Source organism: Mycobacterium sp. 1423905.2, from assembly GCF_001673155.1.
In the GTDB taxonomy this organism is placed as follows: domain Bacteria; phylum Actinomycetota; class Actinomycetes; order Mycobacteriales; family Mycobacteriaceae; genus Mycobacterium.
The window spans coordinates 1-22,162 of record NZ_LZLE01000247.1; the positions used below are offsets into that span (position 1 = coordinate 1).

Here is a 22,162-nt window from a genome sequence, read left to right on the forward strand (position 1 = left end):
CTGTGGCAGCCATCGCAGCTCGCCTTGCCGCTGTGCACTCGGCCGCTGCGCCGGTGATCTCCGCGGTGGTGCCGCCGCCGGCCGCGGCCCGGGGAGCTTCGGTGGTGGCCTGGTAGGTGCTCATCGTGGTGGCGGCCTGGGTCCACATGCGCGCGTAGTCGGCCTCATTGACCGCGATGGGAATGGTGTTGATGCCGAAGAAGTTGGTGGCGACCAGTGCGGCGTGCACCGCATGATTGGTGGCCAACTCGGCCAGGGTGGGCATCTCCGCCAAAGCGGCACTGTAGGCCGCGGCCACCATCTCGTGCCCGGCCGCCGTCTCGGCGCTGAGGATGCTGGCCAAGTTCAGCCATTCCAGGTAGGGGCCATGCGCGGCCAGATACGTCGAGGCCGTCGAACCTTCCCAAACCTGTTGCGACGCAGCCAGAACCGCGGACAATTCGGTCGCCGCTGCCTGATACTCGGTGCTCAACGCCGTCCAGGTCTGGGCGGCGGCCAGCAGCGGACCCGGCCCGGGGCCGGTGCTCAGCAGGGCGGAATGCACCTCCGGCGGAAACGCCATCCATACCGGCGCCAGCATCTACTCACCCAGGTAGGTCGATGCGGCCGCCGCGTCGCCGGCGGCATAACCCGCACCCGCCTGCGCGACACCGATCCCCGCTCGAACCAGCACCTCGACGCCGCGGTCCACCACGGCCTGGTGGCGGCTGCCATAACTACTGAAGTCCAGGGCCGACTCCACCGAGACCGGGTCGGCCGCCGGCGGCACCACCGCGGAGATCACCGGCGCAGCGGCCGAGTGCACAGCGGCAAGGCGAGCTGCGATGGCTGCCACAGCCGCACTGGTCGCCGCCAGCCCTTCGGGAACAACGAGCATATGCGGAACAATACCCCCGGAAGTCGGGTAAGCGCGGAGTTATTGCGCTGTAGATTCCGCAGTTGCGGATGTCAGGGAGTGTCGACGATAACGTTGGTCGCCTTGACGACGGCCACCGCGATGCTGCCGGCTTCCAGCTTCAGTTCGCGCGCGGCCTCGGCGCTCATCAGCGATACCACCGTGAAGGGCCCGCACTGCATCTCGACGTGCGCCATAACTTTGTCCATGACCACTTTGGTGACCAGACCCACGAAGCGGTTGCGCGCGGAGCTGCGGACCTTCAGCGGGTTTGGCGGCAGCCGCGCGGCGTTACTGCGGGCGAACTCCGCCAACGCGTCGCCGGCGATCACCTTGCGGCCGGATTCGTCGGTGCCGACCGGCAGACTGCCCTGATCGATCCACCGCCGTACGGTGTCGTCGCTGACGCCCAGCAGTTCGGCCGCCTCCCGGATCCGCAACTTGGGCACGGTCTGACTACAGCGTCTCGTCGAGTTCACCGAGCCGGTCGGTCAACCGCAGATTCTCCGAGTAGTCGACCGGGCAGGCGATCAATGTCACGCCGTCGTCGTCGAGCGCCTTCTTGAGCGTGGGCAACAATTCGTCGGCGCTGTTGATCCGATATCCCTTGGCGCCGAAGCTCTCCGCGTAACTGACCACGTCGGGATTGTTGAACGACACGTAGTGGTGCTCGCCGAGTTCGAGGTCCATCTTCCATTCGATCAGGCCGTATCCGCCGTCTTCCCAGATCAGCACGACCAGCGGAATCTTTTCCCGAACAGCGGTTTCGATCTCCTGGGAATTCATCAGGAACGCACCGTCACCGACGACGGCCAGCACCTTGGCGTCGGGCCGGGCCAGCTTCACCCCCATCGCGCCGGGTAACGCAAATCCCATGGTGGACAAGCCGTTTGACACCAAGCAGGTGTTCGGCTCGAAGGTCGGGTACAACCGGGCCATCCACATTTTGGTGGCTCCGGTGTCGACCAGCACCACATCACCACGGCCCAACGCGGCGCGCGTGTCGGCGACCACCCGCTGCGGCGCCAGCGGATACCGCGAATCCTGTTGCCCGCGAGTGAATTCCTCGTCGAGCAACCCGGACCCCGGTTCGTCCTCGTAGCCCTTGAAGCGGTGGCCGGCCAGCTCGTCGGTCAGCGCGTTCAGCGAGTCGCTGATGTCGCCGATGATGCCTACGTCGACCGAGTAGTGCACGTCGACCTCGGCGGGAAAGCGGTGGATGTGGATGATCCGCTTGTCGCCCTGCGGGTTGATCCGGACCGGGTCGAACTCCTGCAACTCGTAGCCGACCGCGATGACCACGTCGGCGTTGTCGAATCCGAAGTTGACGTAGTCGTGCGCCATGAACCCCAGCGTGCCGATGCTGTTGGGGTGATCGTCGGGCATGACGCCTTTGCCGTGGAACGAGTTCGCCACCCGCACTCCGGTCTTGTCGGAGAACCGGATCAGCGCATCGGTGGCGTTGCCGCGAGCAGCACCATGACCGGCCAGCATCACCGGCCGCTGCGCCTTGCGCAGGATCTCCGCGGCGCGGCTCACCTGTCCCGGCGCGGGTGCGTCGGGCCGGACGACGTTACGCGGCAACGGGGTCAGGTCGTAGTCGGTGTCGTCGCCGTCGACGTGCTCGGGTACTGCCAGGTAGACCGCGGCGGGCCGTTCGGTCTCGGCGAGCTTGAACGCCTTGCGAATCATCTCCGGCAGGGCGCGGCTGGTCGGGACGCTGGCCGACCAGCGGGTGATCGGGGCGAACATGGACACCAGATCGACGTACTGGTGGGATTCCTTGTATTCGCGGTCCTGGCCGACCTGCGCCGAGATGGCCACCAGCGGCGTGCTGTTGGTGGTGGCGTCGGCGACCCCGAGCTGCATGTTGATCGCCCCCGGGCCCAGCGTCGAGGAAACCACCGCCGCGCGGCCGGTGACCCGGCCGTACATCTCGGTCATGAACGAGGCCGCCTGCTCGTGCCGGGTCAGCACGTAGCGGATGTTGGACTTGGCCAACGCCGTCACGAAGCGGATGTTCTCCTCACCGGGCAGCCCGAAGACGACCTCTACTCCCTCATTTTCCAGGCACTTGACCATCAGCTCGGCTGCTGTACTCATCCGCCACCTCCTTCTGGCAACGATAGTGGCAGGCTGGACGTTGAACGTTGTTGTACTAGTCCAACGAACGCAGATGAAGGAGGGCCAGCGTGCCCATCGCCACCATCAACCCGGCCACCGGCGAGACCATCAAAACCTTCAAGCCAGCGACCGACCAGGAAGTCCAGGACGCCATCGCGCGGGCCTATGAGCGCTTCCGCGAATACCGTCACACCAGCTACGCCCAGCGCGCCGAATGGGCCAACGCCACCGCTGACCTGCTCGAAGCCGAGGCCGACGAGACCGCCGCGTTGATGACCCTGGAAATGGGCAAGACGCTGGCCTCGGCCAAAGCCGAAGTCATCAAGTGCGCCGCCGGATTCCGTTACTACGCCGAGAACGCCGAAGCGCTGCTGGCCGACGAGCCGGCCGACGCCGGCAAGGTCAAGGCGGCCAAGGCGTACGCGCGCTACCAGCCGCTGGGCGTGGTGCTGGCCGTGATGCCGTGGAACTTCCCGCTCTGGCAGGCGGTACGCTTCGCCGCCCCGGCCCTGATGGCCGGCAACGTCGGCATCCTCAAGCACGCGTCCAACGTGCCGCAGACCGCGCTGTATCTGGCCGACGTCATCTCTCGCGGCGGTTTCCCGGACGGCTGTTTCCAGACGCTGCTGGTTCCCTCCAGCGCCGTGGAAACCATCCTGCGCGACAAGCGGGTCGCCGCGGCGACATTGACCGGCAGCGAGCCGGCCGGGCAGTCCGTCGGCGCCATCGCCGGTGAGGAGATCAAGCCCAGCGTGCTCGAACTCGGCGGCAGCGACCCGTTCATCGTCATGCCCTCGGCGGACTTGGACGCCGCGGTCAAGACCGCCGTCACCGCCCGCACCCAGAACAACGGCCAGTCCTGCATCGCGGCTAAGCGTTTCATCGCGCACGCCGACATCTACGACGAGTTCGTGGAGAAGTTCGTCGAGAAAATGCAGGCACTGAAGGTCGGCGACCCGACCGACCCCGACGTCGACGTCGGCCCGCTGGCCACCGAATCGGGCCGCGACGAAGTCGCCAAGCAGGTGGAGGACGCCGTGGCCGCCGGTGCGGTGGCGCGTTGCGGCGGTGAGCGCATGGACCGGCCGGGCTGGTTCTACCCGCCAACGGTGGTCACCGACATCACCAAGGACATGGCGCTCTACACCGAGGAGGTGTTCGGGCCCGTCGCGTCGGTGTACAAAGCGGCCGACATCGACGAGGCCATCGAGATCGCCAACGCCACCACCTTCGGGCTGGGCTCCAACGCCTGGACCCGCGACGAGGCCGAGCAGCAACGCTTCATCGAGGACATCGAGGCCGGTCAGGTGTTCATCAACGGGATGACGGTGTCCTACCCTGAGCTGCCGTTCGGCGGCGTCAAGCGGTCCGGGTACGGCCGCGAACTCGCCGGCCAAGGCATCCGCGAGTTCTGCAACGTCAAGACCGTGTGGATCGGCGCACCGGACACCTCGGACGAGAAGAAGGTCGAGTGACCGCCACTTAGACCGCCGACGCGGCGAGGACCTTCTGGTCCTCGTCGGCGAAGGTGTCCTCCAACTGCAACGGGGTGTAGTCGAGGTCGATCTCTTCCAGCGGGCGACCGCGCGCGCTGGAAATGGTCCCGAAGCGGCGCATGCCCTTGTCGGTGGAGTACTGCAGCATCTCGTCCGGCGACAGGCCGAATGGCGGCTGGTCGCCGTACAGCGCAAAGCCGTCCTCGGTCAGCCGCAGGGCCAGTGGGATCAGCTCGTTCATCCGCGTCTCGAAGATCGTCCAGTTGGTGTCGTCGGCGGCCACATGGCGCCGGCAGGTGAAGGTGCCCCACGCCATGTGGCGGCGTTCGTCGTCGCCGATGCGCCGCACCAGTTCCTGCATGCCGGGCAGGATGCCCCGCTCCACGCAGATCTTGTTCCACGCGTAGTAGCCGGTCAGTGCCAACATGCCTTCGACGATGTGGTTGTAGGTGACCGATGCCCTGATCTGGGCCGCCGGTGAATGGTCGTTGGTCAGTATGTTCAGGCAGTCGGGCAACTCGTCGTAGAAGATGTGCCGGTAGGTGGGCAGGTCCTCGAGATAGCCATGCAGGTCGTCGGTCATACCGACGGCGTCCAGCCACATCCGGAACACCTGGATGTGCTTGGCTTCCTCGAAGGCGAACTGCGTCAGGTACATCTCGTCGCCGAGGCGTCCCTCGGCGCGCATGGCGGCCATGAACGGCTGGATGTCTTCGGTCACCGCTTCCTCACCGGCGATGAACTGGGCGCACAGCCGGGTGGCGTAGTCGCGTTCGCTGTCGGTCAGCTTCTCCCAGTCCTCCCGGTCGCGGGAGAAGTCGATGTCGGCCGGGTCCCAGAATTTGGCGTTGCCGCCGGCGAACAACTTGAGCGGCAGGCTGTTCCAGTTCAGGCCGCCTTGGGCGAGCGAGCCGGAGCGGGTGCGTGTCATGTGACCTCCTCAGATCGGGTGCGGGCTGGGTTTGAAGTGGGCTGGGGCGAAGGCGAGAAGGCAGCCGAGAGCACGGCGACCAGTCGGCGCACCGCGAGCGCGGGCTGCTCGGGGGTCGGCTCGTCCAGGCCGAGGATGGGGTCCAGGCCGCGCATGTAGGGGGCCAGCGCCAGGTGCGGGAAGATCAGCAGCAGCAGCGACAGCAGCGCGTCGGTGTCGGAGTCCGGACGCAGGTCACCGCGGGTCATGGCGTCGCGCACCAGCGGCCGCAGCACTTCCAGGTAGTGCCGGTGGCTCACACTGCGCACGCTGATGCGCGCCTCGGTGTCAACCTCCAGCGTCACCGCGGCGTGCAGCGCACGCTCGCGCGGATGCTCGGCGTAGTAGGCGACCCAGGCGTCGAGCAGGTCGGTGAGGAACTCGAAGAAGGGCCGGTTGGGGTCGAGGGTGCGGATGATGTCCTCGACGTATGCGCGGATCCGCAAGCTGGCGATGTCGGTGATGTAGGCGTAGAAGTCCCGCTTGTCCGCGAAGTACTGGAACAAGCTGCCTTTGGCGACGCCGGCCCGGCGGGCGATGACGTTCAGGCTGCCCTGGGAGAACCCGTGCGCGCCGAATTCTGCTTCGGCGGCTTCCACGATCGCAGCCCGGCGGGCCGGATCGAGCCGTGCCCAGGTCACCGTCGGCATCCGGCCCCTCGCTTTCATGACCACTGGTCATAGTACTGTGAGGCACTTCACAGTCAAGGGTAGTCGCGCCGCGTCCCGGCGGCTGGCCGCGCAGCGCGGGTTATGGCCGCATTTGGTAGGCACCATTGAGCGGAAGGATGTGCTCCTTCCAGACCTGCTCGTAGCGCGCCGGGTCGTGGGCGGGCCGGCGGATCATTCGCAGCGCGTACTTGGCCTGCTCCTCGGTGGTGGCCGCCTTGTCGTGGAGCTCGACGGCGAAGCTGTTGAAGTCGCGGACCAGCACGGCGAAGATCTCGTCGAGCAGCGCCTCGTCCACCCCGGACAGCGGCGCTTCTTCCAGGATGAGTTGGGCGTAGGGCACGGTCGCGAACAGTTGCCCGACGCCGAAGGCGAAGTCGATGTCCTTCTGCTGGGCGGCATCCGGGGTGGCGCCGGTCAGCAGCTCGGTGAGCACGTCGATCTGGCTGCGCAGCAGCGCGACGTTGGGCACGTGGGCGTAGCTGTCGAACGGCGCGCGCCAGTCGTGGAACCGCACCTTGCCCAGCCCGCCCGTGGGTCCCTGGTGGAACAGGAAGGTGTCGTCGGCGGCGTCGTCGCGGCGCCCGATCAGCGGCAGCGCCGCGTCCGGGGCGAACAAGTAATTCGGCATGAATTTGCCGAGCAGCCCGATGTTGATGTGCACGGTGCCTTCCAGGCGGGGCAGCAGGCCGATCTCGCGGGCGACGGTCTCGAAGAAGGTGTCCTTCTCGACGCCCTTGGCGGCGATAACGTCCCACAGCGCGGTGATCACCCGCTCGCCCTCACTGGTGACCTTGGCCTTGGTCAGCGGGCTGTACAGCAGATAGCGGCGGTCCTGCGCCGACGCGCTGCGCATGTAGTCGGAGGCGCGGGTCGCCACCAGTCGCATGGCGACCAGCCGCACGTAGGCGTCGGTGAGCAGGCGCCGGACATGGCTGAAGTCGGTCACCAGGTTGCCGTACAGGATGCGGTTGGAGGCGTGATTGATCGACTCGTACAGGGCGTGGGTGCACATGCCGATGGCGCCCCAGCCCAGGTTGTACTTGCACACGTTGACGGTGTTGAGGGCGGCGTGGAATGCTTCCGGGCCGCGGTGCAGGATGTCGGCCTCGGCGACCGGGTAGTCGTGCAGCGCGTAGTTGGCGACGAAGTTCTGCGAGTTGACCACGTTCTTGATCACCTCGAACCGCTCGTGTTGGGAGTCGGCGGCGAAGAACACGTACTCGTCTTCGCCTTTTTCCGAGCCGGCGATCTTGCCGAAGGTGGAGACCATGCGGGCGACGTTGGCGTTGCCGATGTAGTACTTCTCGCCGTTGGCCACCCAGCCGCCGTTTTCGGCCGGGGTGAGGATCAGGTCGGTTTGATAGACGTCGGCGCCGTGGGTCTGCTCGGACAGTCCGAACGCGAACACCTCACCGGCTTCGAGTTGGGCGGCGGCCTTGCGCTTGGCGTCCTCGTTGCCGCTCATCCAGATGGGGCCCAGCCCTAGCGCGGTCACCTGGAAGGGGTACCAGTAGCTCAGCCCGTAGAAGCCGATGATCTCGGCGAACTCGCTGATCCGGTAGGTGTCCCAGCGGGAATCGTCAGCGCCGTACTGCGCCGGCGTCAGCAGCGAGGCGAAGATGCGGTTCCGCGCGACGTGGTCGAGAAAGTCGACGTACCACGCCCGCTCGTGGTCATCGTGCTTGAGCCGCGCCTTGCCGCGCGACTCGAAAAACTCCACCGTCGACGCCATGATCTCGCCCGACCGGCTGTCCGGGTACTTGCGTTGCAGGCGGTTGGGATTGAGCAGCATGAGGGTGGCTCCCGGGGGTGCGGATCAGAGACGAGCTGAGCGTACGTGACCCCGTTCCGGTCAGCGCAAAATTCGCACTGTCGGGCGAGCACCGCAGCGACCTAGCATCGGTGACGTGTCAGAACTCAATACCGCACGCGGGCCCATCGACACCGCGGATCTCGGCGTCACGCTCATGCATGAGCACGTGTTCATCATGACCACCGAGATCATCCAGAACTATCCGGAAGCCTGGGGCGACGAAGAGCAGCGGGTGGCTGACGCCGTCACCCGGCTCAACGAGCTCAAGTCGCGCGGGGTGGACAGCATCGTCGATCTGACCGTGATCGGGCTGGGTCGCTACATCCCCCGCATCGCCCGCGTCGCGGCCCAAACCGACCTGAACATCGTTGTCGCGACGGGCATTTACACCTACAACGACGTGCCGTTCCACTTCCACTATTCCGGTCCGGGCACCCTGTTGGACGGTCCGGACGTCATGGTCGACATGTTCGTGCGCGACATCGAGCAAGGCATCGCCGACACCGGCGTCAAGGCCGGGGTGCTCAAGTGCGCCACCGACGAGCCCGGCCTGACTCCCGGCGTCGAGCGGGTGCTGCGGGCGGTGGCCCAAGCGCACAAACGCACCGGCGTGCCCATCTCCACCCACACCCACGCCGGGCTGCGACGCGGCCTCGATCAGCAACGGATCTTCGAAGAAGAAGGCGTCGACTTGAGCCGGGTGGTCATCGGCCATTCCGGCGACAGCACCGACATCGGGTACCTGGAGGAGCTGATCGCCTCCGGCTCCTATCTCGGGATGGACCGCTTCGGCTTGGACTTGATCTCTCCGTTCGAAGACCGGGTGAACGTCGTGGCGCAGATGTGCGAGCGCGGTCATGCTGACAAAATGGTGTTGTCGCACGACGCCAACTGCTACTTCGACGCGTTACCCGAAGACGTGGTGCCGCAAGTCTTGCCGAACTGGCATTACCTGCACATCCACAACGACGTGATCCCCGCGCTCAAAGAGCGCGGCGTGACCGACGAGCAGCTGCACACCATGCTCGTCGACAACCCGCGGCGCATCTTCGAACGGCAGGGCGGCTACGCGTGACCCAGCCGGTGCCTACCATCGGCGCCCAGATCACCGCACTGGCTCACGCCGATCCCGACGCCCCGGCCCTCACCTGTGATGGGCGCACGATCACCCGCGGTGAGCTGGACCGGTCGACCAACCGACTGGCCCGGGCCTACGCCGAGCGGGGAGTGAGCACCGGCAGTTACGTCAGCATCGTGTTGCCCAACTCCATCGAGTGGGTGCATTCGGTCGTCGCGTGCTGGAAGCTGGGTGCGGTGCCCCAGCCGCTATCGCCGCGCCTGCCCGACGCGGAATTCGAAGGGTTGCTGGCGCTACGCCCGCGGGCGCTGCTGGTCGGCCGGTCCAGTCCCGGAATCCCTCATCTACCAGGCGGATTCATGCCGGATGGGACGGTGTCCGATGAGCCGCTGCCCGAGGCGGTGTCGCCGTCGTGGAAGTCACTGGCCTCCGGCGGCAGCACCGGGCGCCCGAAACTCATCGAAGCCGGCGGGGACAGCCGCATCCCGGCGGCCACGGGCTATGTGTTGGGCGCGCAGGACGGCGACATCACGTTGTTGCCGGTGCCGTTGAGCCACAACACCGGCTTCACCACCGCCACGATCGCGTTGCTGCTGGGTCATCATCTGGTGTTGATGCCCAGGTTCGACCCGCAGCGGTTTCTGCGGCTGGTGACCGAGCACCGCGTCAGCTTCCTCATCGTCGTGCCGACGATCATGCAGCGCTTGCTGCCCGTCTACCACGCCGACCCGAGCGCCTATGACGTGTCGTCGGTCCGGCGGCTGTGGCACGTGGGAGCGCCGTGCCCGCCGGCGGTCAAGCAGGCCTGGATCGACCTGCTGGGTCCCGAGGTGATCTGGGAACTGTACGGCGGCACCGAGTTACAGGCCATGACCTTCATCTCCGGGGCACAGTGGCTGGCGCACCCGGGCTCGGTGGGTCAGGTGGTCACCGGAGAGATGAAGGTGCTCGACGACGACGGCAACGAGTGCCCGCCCGGAGTGGAGGGCGAGATCTATATGCGGCCCACCCCGGGCAGCAACCCGACCTACCGCTACATCGGCGCCACCGCCAAGAACCGCGACGGGTGGGACTCGCTGGGCGACCTCGGCTGGTTCGACGCCGACCGGTTCCTCTATCTGTCGGATCGGCGAGTGGACATGTTCACCGTCGGCGGCCGCAACGTCTATCCGGCCGAGATCGAAAACGCCCTGTCGGCCCATCCGGACGTGTTGTCCTGCTTGGCGGTGGGCGTACCCCATGAAGACCTCGGTCAAGTGCCGTATGCCTTGGTCCACACCGTCGACGGGTCGGCGCTCGACGAGGCGGGTGTGCAGGCGTTCGTGGCCGAGCGGCTGGCGGGTTACAAGGTTCCGCGCACCGTCGAATTCGTCGACAGCCCGTTGCGCGACGACGCGGGCAAGGCCCGCCGGTCGGCGGTGCGTGACGAGGTCGTGTCTCGGCTGCATGCTTAGACCATGTACGCCCTCGATTATTCGGCGCTGAGCGACGTCGGCTGTCATCGATCGGACAACCAGGACCGCTGGGGCACCGACGTCGATCAGAACCTGTTCATGGTCGCCGACGGCGTGGGCGGCAGCCGGGACGGTGCGCTGGCCGCGCAGACGATGGTCGACGTCCTCCCCCAATATGTCGCGCACCACCTGCCGCCCGATCATCGCGATGACCCGAACGCCCCCGAGCGGCTGGCCCGCGCCGTCTCCGAGCTCTCCGACGACCTGCATGCCAAGGCGCAGCAGGATGCCCGTTTCGAAGGAGCCAACAGCACCCTGGTGACCGCGGTCGTCGCGGGCCCGCGGGCGCTGGTCGCCCACCTCGGGGACAGCCGCGCCTACCTGCACCGCGACGGCCAAATGCGCCGCCTGACCCGCGACCACACCCTGGTTCAGGCGCTGGTCGACGCGCACGCGGTGGACGCCGCGGACACCGGCCGGCACCGTGCCCGCAGCATCGTCACCAAGTACATGGGGATGCAGCCGCCCGCGCGTGCCGACGGCGGCGCAGTGGACCTGCGTCCCGGCGACCGGCTCCTGTTGTGCAGCGACGGCCTGCACGGCGTGGTGAGCGAAGTTTCGGTCGGCCAGATTCTGGACGCCAACCCTGACCCCGGATATGCCTGCGCGGCCTTGATCGCGGCGGCCCGCGACGCCGGTGGACCCGACAACATCACCGCGCTGGTGATCAACGTTTCGGTGGCGCAGCGCTGAGGCGTCAGGGCGCGACCGCATCCGCCTCGGCATCGGGGACGGGCTCGGCCGGCTTCTTGCGACGTTCCCAGCGCCGCAACGCTTCCCGGCAGGGCGACTCCACCAACGCGTAGCTGACGGCGGCGATCGCGAAGCCGAACAGCAGCGTCAGCGCCAACACCAGGGGCAGCTGGCCGGTGAACGGGAACGCGCCGATCACCGGGAACACCATGTCCATGGCGGCCAGGTGCCAGATGAACAGGCCGTAGGACCAGCGCCCCAGAGTGACCATGAGGGTGCTGCCCAGCAGTCGATGCGGGGTGTCGGGGCGGTCCAGTACCAGCGGCGCGATCAATCCGAACGCCACCAGGGCACCCATCGCCGTCTTGACCGCGAACTGCGCGGACGTGCTGGGCACCAGCCCGGGCGGACCCGCCAGCGGCGAGGCGGCCACCAGGTAGGCGGCGACCGCGAGGGCGGCGATCGGCAGGCGGCGGCGCGTCCACCGGTGCGCCGGGCCCACCGGGCTGTAGGCCCACTCGGCGAGCAGCATGCCCGCGGCGAACCAGGAGAAGAACGCCGGTGGCCAGTTGAGCGGATTGGCGCCGTCGGCGGTGTTGATCGGCACCCAACCCCATGCCCAGCTCAGCGCCCCGAGCGTGGCGATGGCGGGCACGCGACCCCGCACCGGCAGCCGGCGGGCCAGCAAGGCCAGCACCGGCAAGGCCAGGTAGAAGCTGACCTCCACCGACAGGCTCCACATCTGGGTGAGACCACCGGTCAGTGTCAACGGCACATAGATCTGGGTCAGCGTCAGGTTCGCCAGCCACACCGTCAGGCTGGCGCGGTCGGCTTCGGGCAGCAGGGACAGGATCACCACCACCGCCACCAGGTAGGCCGGCATGATGCGGACCGCCCGAGAGCGCAGATAGTGCCCGGTGCGCGGTCGGCTGCCCACGCCTCGCGCCGCGGCGGCGTGACCGCGCCACAACAAGTAGCCCGACAACCCGAAGAACACCGCGACGGCCAGATCGAAGCGGCCCAGCAGGCGACCGGTGACGCCGGTGGAATGCCCGGTCTGAAAAGCCACGTGAGTGACGACCACGCCCATGGCCGCGCACGCGCGCATGCCTTCAACCGCGGGCAGGAAGCTGCGGGTGCCCCCGACCTGCTGGACATCGGTCACCTTGACAGTGTGCCTGCGGTTGCGGTTGGGCCGATCGGGTACACCGCAACGGCCCCTGCCCGGATAGGTTGATCCGCAGGGGTTGTGTGTCCGGCTGTTAGGGTCAGACGGGTTCTGCCGCGCTGCTTGGTGAGGTCGGGGCGGGTCATGCCCGACAAGTCCGTGGACCAGAAGGAGGTCACAGCAACGTGAACCGAGCAGTCATGTTGCGCATCGCTGCATGCGGAACTATCGGCCTCGGAGCCGCTCTGCTGATCGCCGCGCTGCTGTTGTCGACCTATACCAGCAGCCGGATCAACAAGATTCCGCTCGACATCGACGCCACACTGGTCAGCGAGGGCAACGGAACGGCGCTGGACGCGGCGTCGTTGTCGGGGGATCACGTGGTGGTCAATCAGAACGTGCCGCTGGTTTCCCAGCAGCAGGTGAGCGTCGAGTCACCGGCCAACGCCGACGTGGTCACGTTGCAGGTGGGCAGCTCGCTGCGCCGCACCGACAAGCAGAAGGACAGCGGTCTGCTGTTGGCCATCGTCGACACCGTCACCCTCAACCGCAAGACGGCGTTGGCCGTTTCGGACGACACCCACACCGGCGGCGCGGTGCAGAAACCGCGCGGCTTCAACGACGAGAACCCGCCGACCGCGATGCCGTTGCGCCACGACGGGCTGGCCTACCGCTTCCCGCCCCGCACCGACAAGAAGACCTACCTCTATTTCGACCCGATCGCGCAGAAGGCGTTCGACGCCAACTACGAGGGCGAAGAAGACATCAACGGGCTGAGCACCTACCGCTTCACCCAGCAGGTCGGTTACAACAGCGAAGGCAAGCTGGTCGCCCCGATTCGGTATCCGTCCCTGTACGCCGGCGACGAGGACGGCAGGATCACCACGACCGCGGCGATGTGGGGTGTGCCCGGGGACCCCGGTGAGCAGATCGCCATGACCCGCTACTACGCCGCGCAGCGCACCTTCTGGGTGGACCCGGTATCGGGCACCATCGTCAAGGAATCCGAGCACGCCAATCACTATTACGCCCGCGACGCACTCAAGCCCGAGGTGACGTTGACCGACTACAAGGTCACCTCCACCGAGGAGTCGGTCGAGACGCAGGTCAACACCGCACGCGACGAACGCGACCGGCTGGCGCTGTGGTCACGGGTGCTGCCTATCACCTTCACCGCGATCGGGCTGATCGCGTTGATCGGCGGCGGCCTGCTGGCCTCGTTCAGCTTGCGCACCGAAAGCGCGCTCACCGACCCCGGCCTGGATCGCGACGACACCGAATTCCTACGCCGAGCCGGGCTGGAACCGCCGGTGCCGGGCGCCGAAGCGGTGACGGAGAAGCTGCCCACGCAGCGGCCGACGGACATGGCCGACGATCCGGTGCTGCCCCCGGCCGATCCGCCCACCGAACCGGGTCCGCCCGAAGCGGGCCCGCCCGAACCCGGGCCGCCGCCTGCTACGCCGCCGCCCGCCGGCCCGCCCCCCGCGGGTCCGCCTGCCGCGGGACCGACTAGCCCGGGCCCGACCGAACGACCCTGACCATGCGGGCCGCCTGGGCCCGGCCGGGATACGCACTGGTTCTGGCGCTGCTGGTGCTCGCGCCGTTGCTGGCGCCCGGCGACCTGCTGCTGCGCGATGCCGTGTCCACCCCGCGCTCCTATCTGACCGATAGCGCCCTGGGCCTGACTGCGGCACCGCGCGCGACGCCGCAGGACTTCGCGGTCGCGCTCGCCTCCCACCTGGTCGACGGCGGCATCGTCGTCAAGGCGCTGCTGCTGCTCGGGCTGTGGCTGGCCGGCTGGGGCGCGGCCGGTCTGGTTCGCACGGCGCTGCCGGAGGCGGGCGTCGGCGGCGAGTTCGTGGCGACGACTTTGGCCGTGTGGAATCCCTATGTCGCCGAACGACTCCTGCAAGGCCACTGGAGCCTGTTGGTCGGATACGGCTGCCTGCCGTGGGTCGCGGCGGCGATGCTGAGATTGCGGTCCTCGGGCGGCGCGGTGTTCGGGCTCTGCTTCTGGATCGCGCTGGCCGGCCTGACCCCGACCGGATTGCTACTGGCCGCGGCGGCCGCCGTGACCGGCGTGGCCGCGCCTGGTGCGGGCCGGCCGCGCTGGCAGTGCGCGGTCGCGGCGTTGGGCAGCGCGCTGGCGGCGGCGCTGCCGTGGCTGACCGCATCGGTACTTGGGTCGTCGCTGACCGCGCACACGCCGACCAACGGGCTGGGCGTCACCGCGTTCGCGCCGCGCGCCGAGCCGGGCCTGGGCACGCTGGCCACCCTGGCCAGTCTGGGCGGTATCTGGAACGGCCAAGCCGTGCCCGCTTCGCGCGCGACGCTGTTCGCGGTGTTGGCGGCAGTCGTGCTGATCGGTGTGGTGGCGGCCGGGCTGCCGGTGGTGGTGCGCCGGCGGGAACTGGTGCCGCTGCTGGGGCTTGCGGCGTTGGCCGTGGTGGTTCCCGCGCTGCTCGCGACCGGTCCTGGCCTGCAGGTGCTGCGGGCGGTGGTGGACGCGGTCCCCGGATTCGGCGTATTGCGCGACGGGCAGAAGTGGGTGGCGCTGGCCGTGCCCGGCTACGCGTTGGCCGGTGCGGGTGCGGTGCTGACGCTGCGGCGCTGGCTGCATCCCGCCCTGGCGGCCGGGGCCTGTTGTCTGGCGTTGCTGTTGGTGCTGCCCGACCTGGCCTGGGGCGTGTGGGGCAAGGTGACGCCGGTGCGGTACCCGCGGGGGTGGTCGTCGGTCGCCGCGGCGATCAACGCCGATCCCGGCACCGTCGCGGTGTTGCCGACCGGCTCGATGCGGCGCTTCGCCTGGGCGGCCCCGGCGCCGGTGCTCGATCCGTTGCCCCGCTGGGTCGACGCCGATGTGCTGTCCACCGGTGACCTGGTCATCTCCGGGATCACCGTCCCCGGGGAAGGCGCGCAGGCCCGGGCCGTGCAGCAGCTGCTGCTCACCGGACCAGCACCGGCGGAGCTGGCCCGGGCCGGGGTGAGGTGGGTGGTCGTCGAATCGGACACCCCGGGCGACCTGGGCGCCGCGCCGCGCACCCTGGCCGGCTTGGCGCCGGTCTACCGGGACGACGGGCTGGCCCTGTACCGGGTCGGAGGGCACAGCGCCGGTGCCCCCACGGCCCGCGTGCGGGCGACCGTGCTGGCGCATGCGGCCTGGTTGGCGCTGCTGGTACTGGGCGCGGCGGGCGCGGTGTGGCGCGGGCGGGTCAGACCAAGCCGTTGACGACGTGCCCGGCCCGCACCGCGTGCAGGACGCCGCGCATCGCCTCGGCGCTTTGCCGCCAGGAGAATTCACCGCTGCGCGTCTGCGCCTTGGTCCCGAGCTGATCGCGCAACACCGGGTCGCACAGCAGCTCTTCGAGCCGCTCGACCAGCTCGGCCCGGTCGTCGACCAAGATGCCGGTGACGCCGTCGATGACGGAGTCGGACAGGCCGCCGGAGGATCGGTATCCGATGGTGGGGACGTTGTGTTGGGCCGCCTCGACGACCGCCAAACCCCACCCCTCTTTGCGCGACGGCAGCACATGCACCCAACAGCGTTGCAGCAGTTGGTGTTTGGTGTCGTCGTCGACGTGACCGTGGAAGGTCACGGCGTCGGAGATGCCCAGCCGGTGCACGTGTTCGACCAGGCGCTGGCGCCACCAGCCGCCGCCGACGATGTCCAGGTGCAGGCCGGGGATGCGGGGTCGAAGCTCGGCGACCGCGTCCAATGCATCCTCGATCTGCTTGTGCGGTACCAGTCGGGACAACACCACCACCCGCGGCGCGGGCGAGCGCGGCCCGGACAACGATGTCGCCGGCGCCTCGTCGAGGCCGTTGCGCACCACGGCGATCCGCTGGTGGTCTACGCCGAGGGCAACCAGGTCGCGGGCCGACGGCAGCGACACCGTCACGTACTGGTTGCGCCGGTTGACCCGCGGCGACAACCTGGATTCGACGAACCAGCCCAGCCGGCCGAGCAGCGGCCCGGCCACCGGCCACTGTTCTCGGTGGCAGTGATGCACCAACACAACCACCCGCCTGCCGTAGACCAGCCGGGCGAGAAACGGGATGCCGTTCTGGGTGTCGACGACTACGTCGGGCCGTACTTTTCGCAGCGGACCCAGCCCGATGCGAGCGCCGGCCATGGCCAGCAGCGCCCAGACGTAGACGGTGTAGCGGCCACCGGCGCGGCTGATCCGGACCCCGTCCACCACGTCGTTGCGCGCGGCGCCCGGATAGCGGGCGGTGCGCAGGGTGACGGCGACGCCTGATGCGGCCAGTTGCGACCCGATGCGCTGCAGGTAGGCCTCGCTGCCGCCGCCCTGCGGGTGCCCGGTGTCGCGCCAGCACAACAGCAGCACCGAGCGCAGAGGAGACATCGCGTTCAGCGTATCTTGGCGAGCCATCTTGGCGGTCTGGCGGCAAGGCATAGTCGGTTTGCCCGGAGGTCCGTCGAGGCCGGGGCGCGCCGTAGGGTGTCCGCGTGAGCGCCACCGCCGCCTTCGCCCGCCGGGCGACGCTGTCCCGGTCGGTGCGGCTGCTGAGCCAGTTCCGCTACGAGCAATCCGACGCGGCTCGCTTCTACGGCGCGCTGGCTGCCGACACCGCCGCCATGGTCGGTGACCTGTGGCGGGCCACCCACGGCGCGCCGCCGGCGGGCCGCACACTGCTGGATGTCGGCGGCGGTCCGGGCTACTTCGCGGCCGCCTTCGCCGACGCCGGCGTCCGCTACCTCGGCGTGGAGCCGGACCCCGCCGAGATGCACGCGGCCGCGGCGGCGACGGCGGGTGCACTGGGCGGATTCGTGCGCGCCTCGGGTATGGCGCTGCCGTTCGCCGACGACTCGGTCGACATCTGCCTGTCGTCCAACGTCGCCGAGCACGTGCCGCGACCGTGGCAGCTGGGCGGCGAGATGCTGCGCGTCACCAAGCCGGGCGGGCTGGCCGTGCTGTCCTACACGGTGTGGCTGGGACCGTTCGGCGGGCACGAGATGGGCCTGACCCACTACCTGGGCGGGGCGCGTGCGGCCGCCCGGTATGCCCGCAAACACGGCCACGCGGCGAAAAACAACTACGGGTCGTCGTTGTTTGCGGTGTCGGCCGCCGACGGCCTGAAGTGGGCGGCCGCCACCGGCGCCGCGATCGCGGCATTTCCCCGCTACCACCCGCGATGGGCGTGGTGGTTGACGTCCGTGCCGGGGCTGCGCGAGTTCCTGGTGAGCAATCTGGTGCTGGTGCTCCAGCCGCGATAATGGAACATGTTCTAATCGTGCTTCGTCTTGGGTAGGGTGGCGCCCATGACTACCAGCGTTACAACGGAGTACGACAAGCTTTTCATCGGCGGCAAGTGGGCCGAGCCGTCGACCGATGAAGTCATCGAGGTGCACTGCCCGGCCACCGGCGAGTACGTCGGCAAGACTCCGCTGGCGGCGGCGGCCGACGTCGACGCCGCTGTCGCCGCGGCGCGCGCGGCGTTCGACAGCGGCCCCTGGCCGACCACGCCGCCCAAAGAGCGCGCGGCCGTCATCGGCGCTGCGCTCAAGTTGATGGAGGAGCGCAAGGATCGCTTCACCACGATCCTCGCCGGTGAGACCGGCCAGCCGCCCACCGGCATCGAGACGATGCACTGGATGAGCTCCATCGGTGCGCTCAACTTCTTCGCAGGCCCGGCCGTCGACCAGGTCAAGTGGCAGGACATCCGCACCGGCGGCTACGGGCAGAGCATCGTCTACCGCGAGCCGATCGGTGTCGTCGGCGCGATCGTCGCATGGAACGTGCCACTGTTCCTGGCCGTCAACAAGCTGGGCCCGGCACTGCTGGCCGGCTGCACCGTGGTGCTCAAGCCGGCCGCGGAAACCCCGCTGAGCGCAAACCTTTTGGCGGAGGTGTTCGCCGAGGCCGGCCTGCCCGAGGGCGTGCTCTCGGTGGTGCCGGGCGGGATCGAGACCGGCCAGGCGCTGACTTCCAACCCGGATGTCGACCTGTTCTCGTTCACCGGCAGCTCGGCCGTCGGCAAGGAGATCGGCCGGCGCGCCGCAGACATGCTCAAGCCGTGCACCTTGGAACTCGGCGGGAAGTCGGCGGCCATCCTGCTCGACGACGTCGATCTGGCCAGCTCGGTCCCGATGCTGGTGTTCTCGGGCATCATGAACACCGGGCAGGCCTGCGTCGCCCAGACCCGCATCTTGGCGCCGCGGTCGCGGTACGACGAAATCGTCGAAGCGGTCAGTAACTTCGTGCAGGTGCTGCCGGTGGGGCCGCCGTCGGACGCGGGCGCCCAGATCGGCTCGTTGATCTCCGAGAAGCAGCGCGCCCGCGTCGAGGGCTACATCGCCAAGGGCGTCGAAGAGGGCGCCCGGCTGGTCTGTGGAGGCGGCCGGCCGGAGGGTCTGGACAGCGGGTTCTTCGTGCAGCCCACGGTCTTCGCCGACGTCGACAACAAGATGACGATTGCCCAAGAAGAGATCTTCGGCCCGGTGCTGAGCATCATTCCCTACGACACCGAGGACGACGCGATCAAGATCGCCAACGACTCGGCGTACGGGCTGGCCGGCAGCGTCTGGACTTCCGACGTGCCGCACGGCATTGAGGTCGCCGGGAAGATCCGCACCGGCACGTACGCGATCAACTGGTATGCGTTCGACCCGTGCTGTCCGTTCGGCGGCTACAAGAACTCCGGCATCGGCCGGGAAAACGGTCCAGAAGGTGTCGAGCACTTCACGCAGCAGAAGAGCGTGCTGATGCCGATGGGCTACACAATCGACAGCTGAGCTTGCAACTCTTGCCGCACCGCAAGCAGTATTAGAGCGCCTCGGGAGCACACCACACAGACAACTCGATCAGCGAAGGTAAGCGATGCGCCTCATCAGGATGGGCGGCGTGTCTTCGGCGCGCTGTAGCGGCAGCTAGAAAGCAGCGCGCCGGTGTCACGGCTAACGGTGTGGTGGAATCAGCCCGACCAGTTCGAGCTGAAGACGACGTTTCTGCGTCAACGTGGACTGCTGCGTCCCGCGCAACGGATCATGGCCGTCGTCGCCGCGTCCTCGGCGATGGTCCCGCTGACTACCTTGGCGGCGATGCGGCACCCGGGGACCGGGGCGCTGGTCGTCGGCCTTCTGGGTGGGATTTTCACCGTCGGCCTGACCGTGTGGTGGCTGATGCATTGGCCGACGCGTCGGCAATCCGAGGCCGCCGTGCTCGGCGGGGTGGTCGTCATCGGGGCGTGGAGCCTGGCGCAGCCGAGCGCGGCGGTGGCCGCGTTGACGTGCACGGCTGCGGCGATCACCGGCGGCTATATCGCGTTCTTCCACAGTCCCCGACCGCTGGTGATCAACGGCGCGATCGCCATTGCGATCACCACAGCGGCGGTGCTGCGCCTGGCCCACGAGGCCGACATTCAATCGGCTGTAACCGCCTTTTGGATCATCTGGTTCCTCAACCTGTCGGTGCCGATGGCCGTCGCAGCGATGTCACGGGCGATCGGGACCTATGCCCAACGCTCCGAGCAGGATCCGCTCACCGGTCTGTTGAACCGGCGCGCATTCACCAACGCCGTCACCGACCGGGTGGTCAGCGCGCCGCAACAGCACACCCATCTGTCTGTGTTGATGGTCGACCTCGACAACTTCAAGCGCATCAACGACACCCACGGTCATTCGATCGGTGACTGCACGCTGCGGGCGGTGGCCGAACTGTTGCGGGAACACACTCCCGCCGAGGCGGCCATCTGCCGTGCCGGCGGGGAAGAATTCCTGGTCGCGTTGACGGCCGAGCACGCCGACCTGCGACCGCTGGCCGACCGGTTCTGCGCGGCCGTAGCGCAGTTGGATCCGGCCATCACCGCCAGCATCGGCACCGCCAGCGCCCAACTGCACCAGCTCAGCACCACCAACGGCGTCAATCCAGTGGATGAATTGATCGCGCGCGCCGACAGCGCCATGTATGCGGCCAAACGCAGCGGCGGCAACCAGGCGCACCACATTGCGGTGATGTAGCGAGGCTCTGAAAGAATCGCGGCGACTTGCTTCGACCAGAGGTGCGTTCGCGACATGCGCGTGGTTTCATAACACCGTTTGCGAAGTGCCTTCGGGTATCGCACCGGGCCTACGTCCCGGCTAAGACAGATTGGTGGTGTCAGATGGATCGTCGCAGCATGTTGCTGAGCACCGGGCTCGGCATGCTGGCGGCCGCAGCCGCGCTCCGCGTTCCGGAAGCCCAAGCCCATCCGGCACCTCCACAGGCTCCGTCCGCGGGCGCCGGCGGCCCTTACATCTTCCAAGACGAGTTCGACGGACCGGCGGGTTCGGCTCCCGACCCGGGCAAGTGGACGGTGCAGAGCTGGCAGGACGACGTGTTCCCGCCCGTCGACGGCATTTACCGCGACGACCGCCGCAACGTCTTTCAGGACGGCAACTCCAACCTGGTGCTGATGGCCACCCAAGAGGGCGGGACCTACTACTCCGGCAAGCTGCGGGGCAACTGGCGCGGCATGATCAACACCACCTGGGAAGCGCGGATCAAGCTGGACTGCCTGAGCCCGGGCCTGTGGCCCGCCTACTGGGCCGTCAACGAGGACCCGCTGCCCGACGGCGAGGTCGACATCTTCGAGTGGTACGGCAATGGCCAGTGGGCCCCGGGAACCACGGTCCACGCCGCATCCAACGGCAAGACCTGGGAAGGCAAGTCGATCCCGGGCCTGGTCGACGGCGGCTGGCACACCTGGCAGATGCGCTGGGATGAGAGCGGGTTCAAGTTCTCCCGGGATGGCGCCCAGTACTTCAGCGTGCCGCCCAAGCCGATCCATGTGGCCGGCGGCGCACCGGACGACTTCCGCTGGCCGTTCAACAATCCCGGTTACTGGCTGTCGCCGATGTTCACCCTTGCCGTCGGCGGGGTGGGCGCCGGCGACCCGGCAGGCGGGCGATTCCCAGCGTCCATGCTGATCGACTACATCCGCGTCTGGTAAGGCTCAGCGCACGGCTTCGATGACCTGAACCAGGTTGAACTGCCAGCGTTCGGTCAGCCGGAAGCCTAAGTCGCGCGGCACCGCGAAGGCCGGAGTGACGCCGTAGCGATCACCCGGCGGCAACGCCGCACCCTGTTCGCGAGCGGGGCGGGACGCGTCGGCCTGGGTGATGATCCAGACCACCCGGCAATGGCTCAGCGGTTCGGCGACGACTTCCGGGATGAGGTTGGTGTCGAAGACGTCGTTGCGGTCGGTGGCTCGCTGCCACAGGGTGAGGTCGTTGAGCTTGCGATACGCCTCGGGGCGCGCCGCCAGCAACGGCCGCATGGGCGCCGGCATGAACGTCACGGTGTCGTTGACCAGCAGGCAATCACCTGGAGCCGCGTGCGCGGTGATGACGTCGGCCACCTGGCTGTAGTCCATCCCGTATTTCGCATACGGATTGCGCTGCGCCTTGGCGTACGTCGGGATCGCCGCAACAGCGAACAGGGCGACGACGGCGGCCGCCGCCCACGGTTTCGCCGCCAGTGCGACCACGCACACGCCCAACACGAGCGCAACCGCCGGCGCGGTGTGGCTGGCCAGGTTCGCCCCGCTGCCGCAGTGGCAGTTGCTGGTTCTCGCAGCGTGCTGGCTGGTCGTACCGACCGCGCTGATCATCGTCTACTCGGCGTTGGTCCATCCCATCTACACGCCGCGCTATCTGTCGTTCACCGCGCCGGCGGTTGCGCTCGTGTTGGGCGTGTGCGTGGTCGCACTGGCGGCGAAACCGTGGGCGGCGGCAGCCG

At 68.2% G+C, this 22,162-nt stretch carries 19 protein-coding genes and 2 pseudogenes; 11 read left to right on the forward strand and 10 right to left on the reverse strand.

The genetic code is table 11. The features are described 5' to 3' along the window. The 4 genes from A9W95_RS15920 to A9W95_RS15935 all read right to left on the reverse strand — a co-directional run. A partial coding sequence (locus A9W95_RS15920) for a PPE family protein (protein ID WP_172826632.1) occupies nt 1-580 on the reverse strand: 580 nt, incomplete at its 3' end. Continuing rightward, entirely contained in the window at nt 581-877 is a 297-nt protein-coding gene (locus A9W95_RS15925; protein ID WP_067414546.1) for a PE family protein, read from the reverse strand. Nucleotides 878-948: 71 nt separating this feature from the next. Next, complete coding sequence (locus tag A9W95_RS15930) at nt 949-1,344, reverse strand: molybdopterin-binding protein (protein WP_067414549.1); 396 nt, start codon at nt 1,342-1,344, stop codon at nt 949-951. Between the two features lie 7 nt (nt 1,345-1,351). Beyond that, complete coding sequence (locus A9W95_RS15935; protein ID WP_067414553.1) at nt 1,352-2,998, reverse strand: acetolactate synthase large subunit; 1,647 nt, start codon at nt 2,996-2,998, stop codon at nt 1,352-1,354. A gap of 89 nt (nt 2,999-3,087) precedes the next feature. Between A9W95_RS15935 and A9W95_RS15940 the strand changes: the two genes are divergently transcribed. Further along, on the forward strand, nt 3,088-4,494 hold the full coding sequence (locus A9W95_RS15940; protein WP_067414556.1) for an NADP-dependent succinic semialdehyde dehydrogenase: 1,407 nt from the start codon (nt 3,088-3,090) through the stop codon (nt 4,492-4,494). 7 nt (nt 4,495-4,501) lie between these two features. Here A9W95_RS15940 and A9W95_RS15945 read toward each other — a convergent pair whose 3' ends face one another. From A9W95_RS15945 to A9W95_RS15955, 3 genes are all read right to left on the reverse strand, one after another. After that, the gene (locus tag A9W95_RS15945; protein WP_067414558.1) at nt 4,502-5,446 is read right to left on the reverse strand and encodes a R2-like ligand-binding oxidase; all 945 of its coding nucleotides are present in this window, start codon (nt 5,444-5,446) and stop codon (nt 4,502-4,504) included. Next, a complete protein-coding gene (locus tag A9W95_RS15950) occupies nt 5,443-6,135 on the reverse strand; it encodes a TetR/AcrR family transcriptional regulator (protein ID WP_067414561.1) in 693 nt (230 codons plus the stop codon). Before A9W95_RS15950 ends, A9W95_RS15945 begins: the two co-directional genes overlap by 4 nt. Nucleotides 6,136-6,235: 100 nt before the next feature. Further along, nucleotides 6,236-7,948 (reverse strand): acyl-CoA dehydrogenase, encoded by a 1,713-nt coding sequence (locus tag A9W95_RS15955; RefSeq protein WP_067414563.1) that lies wholly within the window; start codon nt 7,946-7,948, stop codon nt 6,236-6,238. Between the two features lie 115 nt (nt 7,949-8,063). Between A9W95_RS15955 and A9W95_RS15960 the strand changes: the two genes are divergently transcribed. The 3 genes from A9W95_RS15960 to A9W95_RS15970 are packed head-to-tail and all read left to right on the forward strand — an operon-like array spanning nt 8,064 to nt 11,254. Further along, complete coding sequence (locus A9W95_RS15960; protein WP_067414566.1) at nt 8,064-9,044, forward strand: phosphotriesterase; 981 nt, start codon at nt 8,064-8,066, stop codon at nt 9,042-9,044. Next, the gene (locus A9W95_RS15965) at nt 9,041-10,501 is read left to right on the forward strand and encodes an AMP-binding protein (RefSeq protein ID WP_067414568.1); all 1,461 of its coding nucleotides are present in this window, start codon (nt 9,041-9,043) and stop codon (nt 10,499-10,501) included. Before A9W95_RS15960 ends, A9W95_RS15965 begins: the two co-directional genes overlap by 4 nt. A gap of 3 nt (nt 10,502-10,504) precedes the next feature. After that, complete coding sequence (locus tag A9W95_RS15970) at nt 10,505-11,254, forward strand: PP2C family serine/threonine-protein phosphatase (RefSeq protein ID WP_067414570.1); 750 nt, start codon at nt 10,505-10,507, stop codon at nt 11,252-11,254. A gap of 4 nt (nt 11,255-11,258) precedes the next feature. Here A9W95_RS15970 and A9W95_RS15975 read toward each other — a convergent pair whose 3' ends face one another. Continuing rightward, on the reverse strand, nt 11,259-12,362 hold the full coding sequence (locus tag A9W95_RS15975) for an acyltransferase family protein (protein ID WP_371328080.1): 1,104 nt from the start codon (nt 12,360-12,362) through the stop codon (nt 11,259-11,261). A gap of 245 nt (nt 12,363-12,607) precedes the next feature. Here A9W95_RS15975 and A9W95_RS15980 point away from each other — a divergent pair, with 245 nt between their 5' ends. Beyond that, nucleotides 12,608-13,960, forward strand: a complete 1,353-nt coding sequence (locus tag A9W95_RS15980) for a DUF3068 domain-containing protein (protein WP_067414576.1) — start codon at nt 12,608-12,610, stop codon at nt 13,958-13,960. Between the two features lie 2 nt (nt 13,961-13,962). Further along, entirely contained in the window at nt 13,963-15,651 is a 1,689-nt protein-coding gene (locus A9W95_RS15985; protein WP_067414579.1) for a hypothetical protein, read from the forward strand. On the opposite strand, the gene A9W95_RS15990 is transcribed toward A9W95_RS15985, so the two are convergent. Further along, nucleotides 15,635-16,789, reverse strand: coding sequence for a glycosyltransferase family 4 protein (locus A9W95_RS15990; protein WP_067414591.1), 1,155 nt, complete (start codon nt 16,787-16,789; stop codon nt 15,635-15,637). The two genes, A9W95_RS15985 and A9W95_RS15990, sit on opposite strands and share 17 nt — an antisense overlap. Nucleotides 16,790-16,893: 104 nt before the next feature. On the opposite strand from A9W95_RS15990, the gene A9W95_RS15995 reads away from it, so the two are divergent. The 4 genes from A9W95_RS15995 to A9W95_RS16010 all read left to right on the forward strand — a co-directional run bounded on the left by A9W95_RS15995 (nt 16,894) and on the right by A9W95_RS16010 (nt 21,374). Further along, nucleotides 16,894-17,661 carry a class I SAM-dependent methyltransferase gene (locus A9W95_RS15995; protein ID WP_067414581.1) on the forward strand — a complete coding sequence of 256 codons (768 nt, stop codon included), beginning with the start codon at nt 16,894-16,896 and terminating at the stop codon, nt 17,659-17,661. Between the two features lie 45 nt (nt 17,662-17,706). Continuing rightward, complete coding sequence (locus tag A9W95_RS16000; protein ID WP_067414583.1) at nt 17,707-19,179, forward strand: aldehyde dehydrogenase; 1,473 nt, start codon at nt 17,707-17,709, stop codon at nt 19,177-19,179. A gap of 153 nt (nt 19,180-19,332) precedes the next feature. Then, the gene (locus A9W95_RS16005; protein ID WP_067414585.1) at nt 19,333-20,403 is read left to right on the forward strand and encodes a diguanylate cyclase; all 1,071 of its coding nucleotides are present in this window, start codon (nt 19,333-19,335) and stop codon (nt 20,401-20,403) included. Nucleotides 20,404-20,546: 143 nt separating this feature from the next. Continuing rightward, nucleotides 20,547-21,374 carry a family 16 glycosylhydrolase gene (locus A9W95_RS16010; protein WP_067414588.1) on the forward strand — a complete coding sequence of 276 codons (828 nt, stop codon included), beginning with the start codon at nt 20,547-20,549 and terminating at the stop codon, nt 21,372-21,374. 3 nt (nt 21,375-21,377) lie between these two features. On the opposite strand, the pseudogene A9W95_RS16015 reads toward A9W95_RS16010, so the two are convergent. Then, nucleotides 21,378-21,947: pseudogene (locus A9W95_RS16015) on the reverse strand (hypothetical protein); the annotation flags it as partial. Here A9W95_RS16015 and A9W95_RS26370 point away from each other — a divergent pair. Then, nucleotides 21,946-22,162 (forward strand): annotated as a pseudogene (locus A9W95_RS26370) (hypothetical protein); the annotation flags it as partial. The pseudogenes A9W95_RS16015 and A9W95_RS26370 overlap by 2 nt on opposite strands.